General features: G+C 62.9%; 10 protein-coding genes and 1 riboswitch. Of the genes, 7 read left to right on the top strand and 3 right to left on the bottom strand.

Annotated features, from left to right (window positions below; all coding sequences use genetic code 11):
- Window positions 1-606 precede the first annotated feature (606 nt).
- Window positions 607-2,205: a phosphoglucomutase (alpha-D-glucose-1,6-bisphosphate-dependent) gene (gene pgm, locus RUH64_RS07705; protein WP_313812599.1), complete on the top strand. Its 1,599-nt coding sequence runs from the start codon at window positions 607-609 to the stop codon at window positions 2,203-2,205.
- Here pgm and RUH64_RS07700 read toward each other — a convergent pair.
- Together RUH64_RS07700 and RUH64_RS07695 are read right to left on the bottom strand one after the other, a co-directional pair.
- Window positions 2,202-3,650 carry an amino acid permease gene (locus tag RUH64_RS07700; protein ID WP_313812598.1) on the bottom strand — a complete coding sequence of 483 codons (1,449 nt, stop codon included), beginning with the start codon at window positions 3,648-3,650 and terminating at the stop codon, window positions 2,202-2,204. The two genes, pgm and RUH64_RS07700, sit on opposite strands and share 4 nt — an antisense overlap.
- A gap of 80 nt (window positions 3,651-3,730) precedes the next feature.
- Complete coding sequence (locus RUH64_RS07695; RefSeq protein ID WP_313812597.1) at window positions 3,731-5,164, bottom strand: aldehyde dehydrogenase family protein; 1,434 nt, start codon at window positions 5,162-5,164, stop codon at window positions 3,731-3,733.
- 124 nt (window positions 5,165-5,288) lie between these two features.
- Window positions 5,289-5,383: riboswitch (TPP riboswitch) on the top strand.
- Between RUH64_RS07695 and thiM the strand changes: the two genes are divergently transcribed.
- From thiM to RUH64_RS07670, 5 genes are all read left to right on the top strand, one after another.
- Window positions 5,373-6,167, top strand: a complete 795-nt coding sequence (thiM, locus tag RUH64_RS07690; protein WP_313812596.1) for a hydroxyethylthiazole kinase — start codon at window positions 5,373-5,375, stop codon at window positions 6,165-6,167. (Overlaps the previous riboswitch by 11 nt.)
- Window positions 6,160-6,801, top strand: coding sequence for a thiamine phosphate synthase (gene thiE / locus RUH64_RS07685; RefSeq protein WP_313812595.1), 642 nt, complete (start codon window positions 6,160-6,162; stop codon window positions 6,799-6,801). Before thiM ends, thiE begins: the two co-directional genes overlap by 8 nt.
- Window positions 6,798-8,222 (top strand): bifunctional hydroxymethylpyrimidine kinase/phosphomethylpyrimidine kinase, encoded by a 1,425-nt coding sequence (gene thiD, locus RUH64_RS07680; protein WP_313812594.1) that lies wholly within the window; start codon window positions 6,798-6,800, stop codon window positions 8,220-8,222. Before thiE ends, thiD begins: the two co-directional genes overlap by 4 nt.
- Window positions 8,223-8,242: 20 nt before the next feature.
- Complete coding sequence (locus tag RUH64_RS07675; RefSeq protein WP_313812593.1) at window positions 8,243-9,505, top strand: solute carrier family 23 protein; 1,263 nt, start codon at window positions 8,243-8,245, stop codon at window positions 9,503-9,505.
- Window positions 9,506-9,556: 51 nt separating this feature from the next.
- Complete coding sequence (locus RUH64_RS07670; protein WP_313812591.1) at window positions 9,557-10,963, top strand: sugar porter family MFS transporter; 1,407 nt, start codon at window positions 9,557-9,559, stop codon at window positions 10,961-10,963.
- Between the two features lie 2 nt (window positions 10,964-10,965).
- Here RUH64_RS07670 and RUH64_RS07665 read toward each other — a convergent pair whose 3' ends face one another.
- Window positions 10,966-14,151 carry an HAD-IA family hydrolase gene (locus RUH64_RS07665; RefSeq protein WP_313812589.1) on the bottom strand — a complete coding sequence of 1,062 codons (3,186 nt, stop codon included), beginning with the start codon at window positions 14,149-14,151 and terminating at the stop codon, window positions 10,966-10,968.
- Window positions 14,152-14,242: 91 nt separating this feature from the next.
- Here RUH64_RS07665 and RUH64_RS07660 point away from each other — a divergent pair, with 91 nt between their 5' ends.
- Entirely contained in the window at window positions 14,243-15,220 is a 978-nt protein-coding gene (locus RUH64_RS07660; RefSeq protein WP_313812587.1) for a hypothetical protein, read from the top strand.
- The last annotated feature ends 72 nt before the right edge of the window (window positions 15,221-15,292 follow it).

Below are 15,292 nucleotides of genomic sequence, written 5' to 3'. Positions count from 1 at the left end.
CAAGTGTTACTGATGTCTTGATGCAGTTTTGTCACCGATGTCCCAATACATGACAGTTTTTGTTTAAGAATTTGTTCGACTCAGCCGTGAATTGAAGGGAAACTGAATCATAATTCCGTTCACGGAAATTTAATTAGTGCGGCAAATATTTACTTCAATTGCGTCGGAGAAAAAGTAATTTTGGAGCATCTTCGATGATGATTACCCTAGGCCACCCGACTGATCATGAATAGTTTCCGTCGTAGTAATTGTAGTAAAAACCGTCCGAGGTATCCGGAATCATAAGGATCGCCCAGATGATAAAGGCATAGATCATTGCGGACAATACGAGCGCTATCCACGAAGTAATCAAACCCGCCACAGAAAGTCCACGCGAATTCGGCTCTCTCGCATAACCAAGGTGCCCGGTGATAACTCCGGCCAATGGAACTAGAATGATAACTGCGAACCCCAACATTGAAAGAATGCCAAGCACTAGGGACGCCACCGATAATCCATTTGATTCGGGAGGTCGCTGGTTCATGTTCGTGGGATATGGGTAATAGCTCATCACTATCCATTGTTCTATGGACGCACAAGAAAAGCACCATCAAAGAGAGGTATGCAGTGGCACACGAACGAGCAGGGCAACCTGCCCAGGAATCCGATCTGATCAATCTTCAGGAAGTGCTTGATGCGTACACGGAAATAATTCCCTCCGGAGACAATCCGGATCAGGCAGTAGTCTTCGGCACTTCGGGCCACCGAGGCACATCCCTGAATGGCACGTTCAACGAAGCGCATATCGCCGCTATCACCCAGGCAGTTGTCGACTACCGCAACTCTGCAGGCATCAGCGGACCAATGTATGTCGGCAAGGACAGCCACGCACTTTCAGAGCCCGCATACCGAACCGCGCTTGAAGTTTTGGCCGGAAACGGCATCCGAGTGCTTGCAGAAGACGGACTGACTCCCACCCCTGCATTGAGCCACGCCATTCTGGTTCACAACGCAGCAGGCGATGAACAGGCTGACGGACTGATCATCACCCCATCGCACAACCCGCCGGCGGACGGCGGAATCAAGTACAACCCTCCCCATGGCGGTCCAGCAGAATCTGAAATCACCGGACCAATCGCCGCCCGTGCAAATGAACTGCTCAACAGCACCGAGATCAAGCGCAGCGCGCCAAATGCTCAGCCATTCGACTTCCGAGAGCTGTACATCACCGACCTGGCCCAGGTGATCGATTTCCCTGCAATCGCCGCATCGAAAATTTCAATTGGTGCAGATCCGCTGGGTGGGGCCGCGGTGCACTACTGGGCTGAAATCGGGCGCCGCTATGGGCTGAACCTGCAGGTCGTCAACGAGAACGTCGATCCCCGGTTCAACTTCATGACCCTGGACAAGGACGGCAAGATCCGCATGGACTGCTCCTCCGCCCACGCCATGGCTTCCCTAGTAGCTAACAAGGACAAGTACGACATCGCCACCGGAAATGATGCCGATGCCGATCGCCATGGCATCGTCACCCCGGATGCAGGCCTCATGAATCCGAATCATTTCCTTGCCGTGGCAATCGACTATCTGCTGTCCCATCGACCGCTGTGGCCGGCAGACGCAGCGATCGGCAAGACCTTGGTTTCCTCGGTGCTGATCGACCGCGTTGTTGCAGCCCACGAACGTACGCTTCTTGAGGTACCCGTAGGGTTCAAGTACTTCGTCGATCCACTGGCTTCCGGCAACGTCGGCTTCTGTGGCGAAGAATCCGCCGGCGCCAGCTTCCTGGACTTCTCGGGCAAGGCCTTCAGCACCGACAAGGATGGCATCATGCTGGCGCTGCTGGCCAGTGAAATCCGTGCTGTCACAGGCAAAAGCCCAAGCCAGATCCACGCCGAACTGGTGGCGGCGCATGGCGGCAGCTACTACGACCGGTTCGACGCCCCTGCAAACCGCGAGCAGAAGGCGATTTTGGGCAAGCTGGATCCCGGCATGGTCAGCGCCCAGGACCTGGCGGGAGATCCAATTACCGTCAAGGCCACCGAGGCTTCTGGCTTTGCCATCGGCGGCCTGAAGGTTTCCAGTGAGCACGCTTGGTTTGCCGCGCGCCCTTCTGGAACCGAGGACATCTACAAAATCTACGCAGAATCAACAAAATCACCCGAGCATCTGCAGCAGGTGCTGGCGGAAGCCCGGGTAATTGTTGATGCGGCGCTAAGCGCTTAGTGAAGCTTGGCGGTCCAAGGATCGATTTTCACGGCTGGCTGCTTTCGGGTGGCCAGCCAGTGGCACAGCCACAACAGCAGGAAGATCGGAAGACCGATATAGCTTGAAACGACTTCCATCACCTTTCCTTCGATGACCGCCTGATAGTTCTGGCCCGCAATCACCACAATCAGAATGACGAACGCGAGGATCGGGCCCAGTGGGAACAGCGGTGCCATATACGGCAGGTCCTTCAAGTCTCGTCCGCTGGCTATGTACTGCCTGCGGAATTGATAGTGGCACACTGCGATGCCAACCCAGGCGATGAAGCCCGAAAGGCCCGAGACGTTCAGGAGCCAGGTATAGGCCGCACCCTGTCCGATGATCGCCGTCAGGAATCCAAAAAGGCCAATCGAGGCAGTCATCAGCATGGCGGGTACCGGCACTCCGCGGCGGTTGAGCCGGCCAAAGATCTTTGGAGCCTTGCCGTCCAGCGCCATGGAATAAAGCATGCGCGCAGAGGCATATAGGCCCGAGTTGCCCGCAGATAGAATCGCGGAAAGGATAACCGCATTCATCAGGGCCGCGGCAAAGGCAATGCCAGCGCGTTCAAATACCAGCGTGAACGGCGAGGTCGCAATGTCGGAAGCCCCGCTCGAAAGTAGCGAAGGGTCGGTGTACGGAATCAGCGTGCCGATAATGAAAATGGCGCCGATGTAGAAGAGCATGATGCGCCAGAAGATCGCCTTGATCGCCTTGGGGATATCGCGCTTCGGGTTCTCGGCTTCGCCGGCGGCAACGCCGACCAGTTCGGTTCCCTGGAACGAGAAGCCTGCGATCATGAAGACCGAAACAATCGAGAGCCAGCCGCCAACAAAGGGAGCATCTCCGGTGGTCCAGTTGCTGAAGCCCGGGGAAGTGCCGCCCAAGATCCCGAAGATCATCAACACGCCGCAGATGAGGAACACGATGACCGTGACGACCTTGATCATCGCCAGCCAGTATTCACCTTCGCCGTAGGCCTTGGCCGACAACGCATTCAATCCAGTGAGCAGGATGAGGAAGACAGCGGCCCAGATCCAGCTCGGAACATCGGGAAGCCAATAGGACATGACGATTCCGGCGGCAACCAGTTCCGCGGCAACCGTAATCGCCCAGTTGAACCAGTAGTTCCAACCAATGGCAAAGCCAAAGTGCCGGTTGACGAACACCGTTGCGTAGGTCTGGAAGGAGCCTGCAACGGGTAGTCTGGCGCTCATCTCGCCCAGGGACTGCATCAACAGCAGAACCATGAGTCCGATCAGCGCGTAGGCGACGATCGAACCGCCGGGCCCAGCTTCGGCAATGGTGCCGCCCGAGGCGACGAAAAGTCCGGTGCCGATCGACCCGCCAATGGCGATCATTTGCAAGTGGCGGGCCTTGAGACCACGCTTCAGGCCGTCTTGAGACGGTGCGGGCTCGGTCATGCGTTACATCTCCTGATGCTTAGAAAAATTACAACCTATCAATCCAAGCACCTCGGCATGCCCCGAGGCTATGAAACGCGCTACAGTAAGCGATCAATAATCTTTCGCTTAGCCCAAGAATATGGAGGATATATCGCGCTCAAGGTGTCTACGACAGTCGTTTTGCTCAGTTCTGCGCGCATTTGCGAAAGCCTGTCGAAACCGTGCTTGCCGTGATAAGAGCCCATGCCGCTTGCTCCCACACCGCCAAACGGCAGCGACGGGACGACCATCTGGGCCAATGGTGCGTTGTGCACGATCGCTCCAGCACGAACCCTGTCGGAGAAGATCGACTGCAGCCGGGGGCTTTCACTCATCAGGTACGCGGCCAGCGGGGTTGGACGGGCCGCGATGAACTCCAGCGCCTCCTCGAAGTTCTGCACCTCGACAACGGGAAGGATCGGGCCAAAGATCTCCTCCTGCATGAGGGTGCCCTCGAGATCGACATTGCGCATAATCGTCGGAGCAATGCGCAGCGACTGCTCGTCGTACTGGCCGCCGTGGACCACCTCGCCCTGTTCAAACATCGCCAGCAGCCGGTCGAAGTGCCTGCGGCTGATGATTCGGCCCAGATCCTGGTGGGTGAGTGGATCCTTGCCGTAGAAGCTGGTGATTGCCTGCCCCAGACGGTCGATCAGTGCAGTCGAGTCCCCGATCGACAGGACGTAGTCGGGCGCGACACAGGTTTGCCCGACGTTCATGAACTTTGCGTAGGCGAGCCGTTTAGCAGTGGAAGGTAGATGGTTGTCTACCACGGCAGGAGATTTGCCGCCCAATTCAAGGGTGATCGGGGTTAGGTGTTTGGCAGCCGCCGCGGCGACCACCTTTGCCACCTTTTCACCGCCGGTGAAGAAGATGTGGTCCCAGCGTTCGGCCAAGAGGGTGGTAGCAGTATCCACGCCGCCCTCGATGACCGCATAGACGCGCCGGTCAAGGTACAGGGGCAGGAACTTTGCCAGTGCTCCGGAAGTTGCCGGGGCGATTTCTGAAGGCTTGAGCACCGCAGCATTTCCGGAAGCGATCGCGGCTACCAGCGGGGCAAGCATGAGCTGCAGCGGATAGTTCCATGGTCCGATGATCAGCACGACGCCCAGCGGCCGCGGCTCGATCTTGGCCATCGCCGGCTGCAGCGCCAGCGGAACCTTGACCCCGTCGCTGTCCATCCACTCGGCCAGGTGGCGCTGGGCGTAGTCGATCTCCGCGCGCACCACGTCCACCTCTGAGAACTTGGCTTCGGTCGGCCCCTTGCCAAGATCCTCTTCCAGCGCCTCTAGGAAGTCCTGCAGGTGTTCATCCAACATCTTCTCCAACCCGCGCAGCTGCTGGGCGCGGAAGCGCCGAGGGTGGGTGATGCGAGAATCGGCCGATTGGCGCAAATGATCAAGTGTGGAGGCAATATTTGCTGGATGCTCGTCAACCGGAGGCGCTGAATCGCCGACCGGTTCCGGCAGTGGATTGGAAGTAAACAGACCCATGACTCGAGACTACGGCACGGGAGGGGCCATCAGCCCATTAATCCTTCCTTCTTTCGCACCGCCCAAACCTGGTCGGGCGCGTTCATGAAGTTGGTCTTGGGCGCTGAAACTGCGTAACCTCGGGAACAGTGACACGGGGTGTCGGAGAAACCGACTGAGATAAGACCCGTTGAACCTGAACTAGGTCACGCTAGCGGAGGGATGTCGCATGACACTGCCTATCGTTGCCCAAAACTACCGGCAGCAATCCCCATTGGTGTTCTGTTTAACGAACGCCGTGGTCACCAACTTCACCGCCAATGTCCTCTTGGCCTCCGGCGGCGCCCCGGCCATGACCAACCTGCCCGGCGAAGCCGGGCCTTTCGCGTCGGTGGCCTCAGCGATGCTGGTCAACCTGGGCACCCCAACGACCGAGCAGCTTGTCGCCATCCGCGAGGCAGTGGACTCGGCGAGCGCCGCCGGCACCCCGTGGGTATTGGACCCGGTGGCGGTCGGCGCCCTGCCGGTGCGCACCGAGTTCGCCAAGGAAATCATCGCCCACCGACCCACGCTGATCCGCGGCAACGCCTCGGAGATCCTGGCGCTGGCCGGCTGGGATTCCACCGGCCGCGGCGTCGATTCGCAGGACAGTGTGGAGGCAGCCATCACCGCCGGGCGCGAGCTGGCGCGGAAATACGGATCGGTCGTGGCGATTTCCGGCGAGGTGGACGCGATTATCGACGCGAAGCGCACCACGCTGGTGCGCACCAACGGCATCGGGCTGACCCGGGTCACCGGCGGCGGCTGTGCCCTGGGCGCGTTCTGCGCCGGCATGCTCGCGGTGCACGAGGATCCATTTGAAGCCACCGTGGCAGCCCACGGTTTCTATGGGCTGGCCGCCGAAAAGGCGCTGGCCAACTGCAGCGGGCCGGGCAGCTTTGCCGTGGCGTTCCTCGACGCCCTGGCAGCGACCGAGCCGCAAGAACTTGAAGAACTGAATTATGAGGAGCTAACCCATGCGTGATCTCGGAGCCTACCTGGTTGCCAACACCGCCAGCTGCACCCCGCGCAGCACACTGGAAGTCATCGAGGGCGCCGTGGCCGGCGGGATCGGGTGGATCCAGCTGCGCGCCAAGGATGAGACCGCGCGCGAGTTCTATGAGCTGACCCTGGCGGCGGCGAAGCTGACCGCGGGCAAGGCCGAGCTGCTGATCAACGACCGCATCGACATCTATCTGGCCGCCAAGGCGGCGGGCGCCGCGGTGACCGGTGTGCACATCGGTCAGAAGGATCTGCCGGTGCGCGTGGCTCGCCAGATCATCGGCGACGGGATCCTGGGCCTGAGTGCGTCCAGCCGTGAGAACATCGAGCAGGCGAACCTGGATGCCGAGGTCATCGACTACCTGGGTGTGGGAGCCGTGCGCGCCACGCCGACCAAGAAGGACCACCCGACCCCGCTGGGCCTTGACGGATTTGCGCTGCGCACCGGATGGACGCAGCTTCCCTGCGTGGCCATCGGCGCGGTGACCGCCGATGACGCGAAGGCGATCCGTGCCAGCGGCGGAGCCGGGCTGGCAGTGGTCCGCGCGATCTGCCAGGCCGCGGACCCCCAGGCCGCCAGCGCACAGCTGGTTGCCGCCTGGGAGGCGGCGAAGTGAACATCCTTTCCATCGCAGGTTCGGATCCATCCGGCGGAGCAGGAATCCAGGCGGACCTGAAGTCCATCGCGGCCAACGGCGGCTACGGCATGGCGGTGATCACCGCGCTGACCGCACAGAACACCCAGGGTGTGAGCGGGGTGCAGGCCATTGGCGGGGATTTCGTCGCCGCCCAGCTTGAAGCCATCAGCGCGGACGTGCGCGTGGATGCCGTAAAAATCGGCATGCTGGCCAACGCCGAGATCATCAACGCCGTGGCGGCATGGCTGGCTACGGTGGATGCTCCGGTGGTGCTGGACCCTGTCATGGTGGCCACCAGCGGCGACCGGCTGCTGGAGGACGCGGCGGCGCTGCGTCCGCTGCTGGACCGGTCCACGGTGATCACCCCGAATATCATCGAGCTCGCCGCACTGCTGGGCGCAGAGCCGGCAGCTGACTGGGCAGGCGTGCTTGAGCAGGCGCAGCGCTTGGCCGCGGCGCACGAGGTTCTGGTGCTGGCCAAGGGCGGGCACCTTGCAGGAGAAGATTGCCCCGACGCACTGGTATCCGCAGGCGGCGTATTGGCGGAATTCACCGCCCCGCGCATCAATACGAAGAACACCCACGGCACAGGCTGCACCCTGTCCAGCGCCATCGCTACCCGTTTTGCCGCCACCGGCGACTGGGTGCTGTCCCTCGAACAGGCCAAGGGCTACCTGGCCCGCGCCATCGCCGGGGCAGATGCCCTTGAGGTGGGCAGCGGACACGGCCCGGTGAACCACTTCGTCGACTTCTTCGGCGCCGGGGACCCGATGGATGCCTGGTGGGAGGACATTGCACCGCTGCGCGGCGGCATCGACGACCTGGAATTCATCGTGCAGTTGGCCGACGGCAGCCTCGAGGAGGCGACGTTCGACTACTACCTGGCCCAGGATGCGCTCTACCTGCAGCATTACGCACAGGTGCTTTCGCAGGCAAGCATGCTGGCCCCGGACCTGGACGCCCAGCGCTTCTGGGCCAAGGGCGCCGGGGAAATCCTGGAGGGCGAGCTGCAGCTGCACCGCAGCCACCTCGTGGAGGGCCAGGCCAACCCGTCGGCCACCACCCTGAACTACGTGAACCACCTGCACGCGAGCAACGCCAGCTATGGCGAGCTGATCGCCGCGATCCTGCCCTGTTACTGGCTCTACCAGGACATCGGCAACCGCTTGGCGGCGGCGAACCATGATGCCCACCCGTACAACGACTGGCTGACTACCTATGCCGACCCGGGATTCGACGAGGCGACCGCACAGGCCAAGGACATGGTGCGCGAGGCGTGGTGGCTTGCCGATGCTGCGCAGCGTGAACGGATGCGCGCCGCCTTCATCCGCTCCTCCGAGCATGAGCTGGCGTTTTTCGCGCAGGCGCATCGTGAAAGCGTAGAATTCTCAACGGTCTAAAACGGTACCTGGAGGAATTCATGAGTTGGAGCATTCACGGCAACGGCAGAACCATCACCCCCGGTGAGGTCGTCGCCCCGGATGAGCGGCTGCACTGGCCGCAGACCATTTCGATCGGCGCCCAGCACATTCTGGCGATGTTCGGCTCCAGCATCCTGGTGCCGACGCTGACCGGGTTCCCGGTGACCACCACGCTGCTGTTCACCGGCGTGGCGACGATCATCTTCCTGCTGATGACCAAGAACAAGGTCCCCAGCTACCTGGGATCCTCCTTTGCGCTGATCTCCCCGGTGATCGCCGCAACCCAGGGGCACGACATGTCCGCCGCGCTGGGCGGCATCGTGATGACCGGCGCGCTGCTGTTCGTTGTCGGCGTGGTGGTGCAGAAGACCGGCACCGGTTGGATCCACCGGCTGATGCCGCCGGTGGTCATGGGCACCATCGTCGCGCTGATCGGCCTGAACCTGGCCAGCGCCACCCTAAAGCCGATGACCGACTTCCCCGCCACCACCTTCCTGACGGTGATCGCCACGGTGCTCGCCACCGTGGTGTTCAAGGGAATGCTCGGGCGTCTGTCGATCCTGGTGGGCCTGGTGATCGGCTATGTGATCGCGCTGATCCAGGGCCAGGTGGACTTTGCGCCGCTGGCCCAGGCCGCATGGTTCGGCCTGCCGAGCTTCAACACGCCCACCTTCCATCTGGATACCGCGCTGTTGTTCCTGCCAGCGGTGTTTGTGCTGATTGCCGAGAACATCGGACACGTGCGCACGGTGGGTGTGATGACCGGCCGCGACCTGTCGGAGTTCAACGGCCGGGCCCTGATGGCCGACGGTGCGGCCTCCATGGTCGCCGGATGCGGCGGCGGTTCGGCCACCACCACCTATGCGGAGAACATCGGCGTCATGGCAGCATCCCGCGTGTACTCTACCGCCGCCTACTGGGTGGCGGCCATCGTTGCCATGTCCCTTGCCTTCATGCCGAAAATCGGTGCGCTGATCGGCACCATCCCCGAAGGCGTAATCGGCGGCTTGGGCATCGTACTCTACGGCATGATCGGCATCGTCGGCGCCCGCCTGTGGATCGAGGCGAAGGTGGACTTCGGCAACCCGATCAACCTGATGACCGCGGGCACCGGGCTGATCATCGCGATCGCCGTGACCACGGAAATCAGCTTCGGCCAATTCCAACTCGGCGGTATCGCCCTGGGAACGATCGCCACGCTGGTGGTCTTCCACCTGATGAGCATCGCGGCCAGGATGCGCGGCAATAGCTTCTCGCAGTAGCTATTGTAAGGCGGGTTTCCAAAATAGTTTCACTCCGCTACCATTGGCACTGTGACTGCGATAACACCTGACGGAAAGATTTCCGCGCGACTCATTTTCATCGCCCTGGGCGCGGCCCTGGGCGGGTTCGTCTTCGGCTACGACTCCTCGATTGTCAACGGCACCGTCGATGCCGTGCAAACGACGTTCTCGCTGAATTCGGTGGCCATCGGCTTCACGGTGTCCTGTGCGCTGCTCGGTGCGGCGATCGGCGCCTGGGTTGCCGGCATGGTGTCCGAGCGCGTCGGACGCGTGCGCACCATGATCATCGCCTCCGGGCTGCTGCTGATCTCCGCGCTGGGCTGCGGCCTGTGCTTCAGCGCCGGAGACCTGGTCTTCTGGCGCATTATCGGCGGCATCGGCGTCGGCTTCGCCTCGGTGATTGCGCCGGCCTACATCGCCGAGATCTCCCCAGCACAGCAGCGCGGCCGCCTCGGGTCGATGCAGCAGATGGCGATCGTGCTCGGCATCTTCGTGGCGTTCCTGGTCAGCGCGCTGCTGGTCTACATCATGGGCTCCGCTGAAGCCACTGGCCTGTTCGGCCTGGCCGCGTGGCGCTGGATGTACCTCTCGCTCGCGGTCCCGGCGATCTTCTACGGCCTGATGGCGCTGCGCCTGCCCGAATCCCCCCGCTATCTGGTGGAGCGCGGACGCTACGTCGACGCCGCCACCGTGCTGACCCGGGACATGGGCATGGAGCCAGGGGCCGCGACGGAAGCGAAGATCGAAGAAATCCGCACCACGGTGCACATCGAACGCCGCCAGCGCTTCAAGGACCTGCTGGGGAAGTTCGGCTTCCACCCGCTGGTCTGGGTAGGCATCCTGCTCTCGGTGTTCCAGCAGTTCGTCGGCATCAACGTCATCTTCTACTACTCCACCACGCTGTGGAAATCGGTGGGCTTCACCGAATCCGACTCCTTCACCATCTCCCTGATCACCTCCGTGATCAACGTGGTTGCCACCATCATCGCGGTGCTGCTGATCGACGTGCTGGGACGCAAGGCGCTGCTGATGATCGGCTCGATCATCATGACCCTCTCTCTGGGCATGATGGCGCTGTCCTTCGCCCAGGCCGTCACCGTGGACGGCGCACTGACCCTGCCGGGCTCCTGGGGCATGGTGGCGCTGGTGGCCGCAAACCTCTTCGTGATCGGCTTCGGCGCCACCTGGGGCCCGGTGGTGTGGGTGCTGCTCGGCGAGATCTTCCCGAACTCCATCCGCGCGCTGGCCCTGGGCGTTGCCGCCTCCGCCCAGTGGATCGCGAACTTCGTGGTTTCGACGACCTTCCCCGCGCTGGCCGAGGCCGGCCTGGCCCTGGCCTACGGAATCTACGCCTTCTTCGCGCTGCTCTCCCTGCTCTTCGTGGCCTTTATGGTCCGCGAAACCAAGGGGCGCACGCTGGAGGAAATGAAGCTCTAGGTTTACCAGTGCTTGGTCGGCATCTCAGCGCCCACATCCTTCTGCAGGGATAAGACGTGCTCCAGGGTCGGGCGCCCCTGAAGGCGCGGACCCTGGTCGTCGAGGGCAACGCTGACTGCCTCATCCACCGGCAGGTCCACCTGTGCACCGCGCACCCACACGGGCCGTGAATGCGGTCCGCGCAGGGTGAACTCGATGGCCCGCTGATGAACGGTGACCTGGATCTGCGTGCCGTGCCAGGCGAGCTTGAAGCTCATCGACTCCCACTGCTCCGGCAGCCGCGGATCGAAGCACAAACGGTCTTCGTCATCGCGCAGACCGGCGAAACCGTAGACCAGGGCGGCCCAGACTCCTCCGGTGGATGCCACGTGCACCCCGTCGGAGGTGTTTCCGTGCAGGTCCTCCAGATCCACATTCAACGCATGTTCGAAGTACTCCCAGGCAAGCTCGCGATAGCCCACCTCTGCGGCGAGGATCGACTGCACGGTCGCCGAAAGGGTCGAGTCTCCGGTGGTCAGCGGGTCGTAGTAGTTAAAGTCGGCAAGCTTCTGCTCGGGGGTGAAATCGGCCGAACGAAGCCACAGCGCCAGCACGGTGTCCGCCTGCTTGATGACCTGGAAACGGTAGATCACCAGCGGGTGGTAGTGCAGCAGCAGCGGGCGGCGCTCCGGACCGGTGCTGTCCAAGTCCCAGACCTCGCGGTTGAGGAAATGCTCGTCCTGCGGGTGGATCCCCACCGCCTCGGAATACGGGATGTGCATGCAGGACGCCGCCTTCTCCCAGGTGTCCAGCTCACCGGGCAGCAGGTCCAGCGCGGCGGCCAGTTGCTCATAGGACCGGGGGTGGCGCTGGGCGAACTCGCGCAGCAGCTGGGCGCTGCGGTGCAGGTTGAAGCGCGCCATCACGTTCGTGTAGACGTTGTCGTTGACGACCGCCGTGTATTCATCCGGACCGGTGACCCCGTAGATGTGGAAGCGTTCGGCGTCCCCGGAACCGCGCCAGAAACCCAGCGAGGCCCACATGCGGGCGGTGCCCACCAGGATTTCGGCTCCCCCGGCAATGAGGAACTCGTCGTCCTCCACCGCGGTGACATAGCGGTTCAGCGAATATACGACGTCCGCGTTGATATGGTACTGCGCCGTGCCCGCCGGGTAGTAGGCGCTGGCCTCCTCGCCGTTGATGGTGCGCCAGGGGAAGAGCAGGCCCGCCTCGTTCATGGTGTGGGCGCGGCGCTGGGCCGCGGGGATCATCGACACCCTGGCGCGCAGCGTATTGCGCGCCCACTGCTGGTTGGTGTAGGTCAAAAACGGCATCACGTAGATTTCGGTGTCCCAGAAGTAGTGGCCCGAATAGCCGTTGCCGCTCACCCCCTTGGCGCTGATGCCCAGACCGTCGGCCCGCGCCGAAGCCTGGGCCAGCTGGAACAGGTTCCAGCGGATCTTGCGCTGCAGCAGCTTGTCAGCGCTGTTCACCTGGACATCGCTGCGCTGCCAGAAGTCATTCATGAACTCCCGCTGGGTGCGGAAGTGCGCGTCGATGCCGCGCGGCACCAGGTGCTGCAGGGCGCGTTCGGAGCGCTGCAGCATTTCCTGGGCCGGGTGGCGGCGCGAACAGTGGTACACGGCGAACTTTGCCACCCGCAGCCCCTGGCCGGCCTCCAGCTGGACGCTTGAAACCTCTTCGGCGCGTTCCTCGGTGACGGTGCGGGTGACATCCACCCGGGGGCTGCCGCCGCCGGTGGTGCTGACCTGATGCTCGACCATGCTCGCAACACTCATCCCGGAGCCCGCCACGTCATAGGAGATGCCCAGGCGTGCGCCCTGCTGGCGGTGGCCGGCGGGGCTCAGCGGATTTTCACTGGCCTCCTCGGCCTTGCGCGGGTCGAAGCCCGGGCCGGTGGCGTCGATCTCTTCCGGAGAGGCCACCGGGCGCTGCGAACGGTAGCCGATGACCGCGGACTGCACGAGCACGTGGGCCGGGGCATCGAGCAGGCGCACATGCAGGTCCTGGACGGCAAGGTGACGGTCGGTGAAGGAGATCATGGTGCGCGCGGTGACGGCGACCCGATGCCCCTCCGCGGTGCGCCACAGCGTGGTGGCGATCAGCGCGCCCTCGCGGAAGTCAAGGCGAAGATCGTCGCGCAGCATTTCGGTGCGGCCGATCTCCAGCGCCTCATCGTTGATGAACACGCGCAGGGTGCGGAAATCCGGGGCGCAGATCATCGTCTGCCCGGTTTCGGCGAGACCGAAGGCCCCCTCGGCGTGGCGGATCTGCCAGGTTTCGTGCAGCCCGTTGATGAAGCTGCCGCCCACCTGCTCCCCCAGGCCGATCTGCGCCGACCGCGCACCCAAGAAGCCGTTGCCCAGCGAAAACACCGTGTCCTGGGCCCCGTTTTCATCGCGGTTTCCACGCGTGATCGACCAGGGGTCGAAGTCCCAGGCGTCGACGGCGGCCGCGGAGACCAGCTCGTCGAGGTCGCCGACGACGAAGTTCGCACCCTCGGCGAGCAGGTCGGCCTCGTTGTTCTCGCGGGCCACCCCGATCACCCTGAACCCGCCGCGCGCCGCAGCTGCCACCCCGCTGGAAGCATCCTCGATCACCACGCATTCCTCCGGGCGCCAGCCCAGGTCCTGGGCCGCGGCAAGGAAGGTATCCGGTGCGGGCTTGCCCGGAAGATGCCGCGCCGCGGCTTCGATGCCGCCAATGACGGTGGGGATCAGCCCCAGCAGCCCCGAGGCCTTCAGCACCGCGCGGGCATTGCGTGATGAAGAAACCACCGCGACGTCCAGCCCGGCGTCCAGCACCTGATGCAGATAGGCCAGTGAACCGGCATAGGGCTCGATGCCGTCGCGCGTCAGCACCTGGGTGAAGACGTTGTTTTTCAGGTTCCCCAGGGCGCAGATGCTCTCATAGCCCGGCGCGTCCTGCGGATCGCCCCAGGGCAGCGAAATATTACGCGAGTCGAGCACCGCCGCCACGCCGTCATAGCGCGGCCTGCCGTCGAGCAGGGTGAAGTAGTCCGACTGCGTGTAGCCTGCCACCTGCGGATGCGCCGCGGCGAAATATTGGGTGAAGAGCTCACGCCACGCCGCACGGTGCAGCAGCGCGGTGGGGGTCAGCACACCGTCGAGGTCGAAAAGTACTGCCTTGTAATCACGGTGCCTATAGCTGGGGCGAAAAGCGTTCACGATCGAAATCCCTCGAAAGAAGTGCAAATACTGGCCGTAGTCCCTACGGTAGCAACTGAACGCACTTGCTTTCGCATACTACGATAAGTGTGTGGCTCAGTGGATAGATGTGTGGAATAGCAACGACTGGCGTGAAGCGGCCGCCGAGTGGATCGATCAGGCCTGCAGCGCGTACAGCATTTCTCGGGTCGGCGGACCCGACTTTTGGCCTGCCGAACTGCACCAGGTTTCGGCGATTGTGCAGACCGATGCCGCCGATCTGATTTTCAGTGTCACCGCCCCCGGCCTCGCTTCCGTGGCGGCGGCGACCGTCAAGGCTGGAGAGCTGGTCCCCGACAAGGTGGTCATGCCCCTGGCCATCGACCGCACGGCGGGTTACATGCTCAGCCCCGACTTCGGGCACACCCTGGCCGATCTGGGAGACTCCGTGGAGAACTGGGAGCTTGCGCTCTCTTCCCTCGGCTCTTTCCAGGTGGCGCTGATCGGGCATGAGGAAGACTTCTTCGATGCAGGGGTGACGGTGGTCGACCCGCAGTTCCTGCCCGAACAGTTCGAGCAGGCGTTGATGCTGCATGTCTCGCTGGAGCCCTCGCACCCGCTGTATCTTGACCCCTCGCGCGCAGATTCACTGGTGATCAACATCGACCGGCTCAATGCGGCCGCGCAGACGCTGCACGCCGGCGCGGTGCCCTTGAGCCTTGAACACGGTGCCTTCGACCTGTCCCAGGTGGTGGTCCCGGCGGACGCCGGCGTCCACGGGCGCATCTTGAACCTTGGCTCGGCGCATTGGGCCCACCCGTTCTCCTCGCTGGCGGTGCCGCTGGCTGCGATGTGCCACGCCTGGGACTGCACCGCCCACGACGAGCGTGTGATGCGCGTGCTGGCTGCGTACCTGAACGAATTCTCCGCCTATGGCACCCCGGATGAACTCTACGACCTCATCGACGCGGCGGTCTTCGTTGCACCGCTCTCGCAGCATGAAACCTGGCTGCGCCTGCTGCTCGACGCGAGCGACGAGCACCTGAGCGCCAATGCGCAGCTGGTCCTGAACACCCTGAGCCTGGGGTAGTGGTACCGAAAATCACAGGGGTGCCGCGCCGGAAAAACCGGGCGGACGTGGATTTCACGGCTGTATCATGAC

It is taken from the genome of Glutamicibacter sp. (assembly GCF_032154645.1).
Classification (GTDB): domain Bacteria; phylum Actinomycetota; class Actinomycetes; order Actinomycetales; family Micrococcaceae; genus Glutamicibacter.
The sequence above is the reverse complement of the archived record's forward strand: the minus strand, read 5'-3'. Positions and strand labels throughout refer to the sequence as shown.

Coding starts and splice junctions, on each gene's coding strand:
- RUH64_RS07675 (WP_313812593.1), top strand. CDS start 8,243: ATGAGTTGGAGCATTCACGGCAACGGCAGAACCATCACCCCCGGTGAG.
- RUH64_RS07695 (WP_313812597.1), bottom strand. CDS start 5,164: ATGGGTCTGTTTACTTCCAATCCACTGCCGGAACCGGTCGGCGATTCA.
- RUH64_RS07700 (WP_313812598.1), bottom strand. CDS start 3,650: ATGACCGAGCCCGCACCGTCTCAAGACGGCCTGAAGCGTGGTCTCAAG.
- thiE (WP_313812595.1), top strand. CDS start 6,160: ATGCGTGATCTCGGAGCCTACCTGGTTGCCAACACCGCCAGCTGCACC.
- thiM (WP_313812596.1), top strand. CDS start 5,373: ATGACACTGCCTATCGTTGCCCAAAACTACCGGCAGCAATCCCCATTG.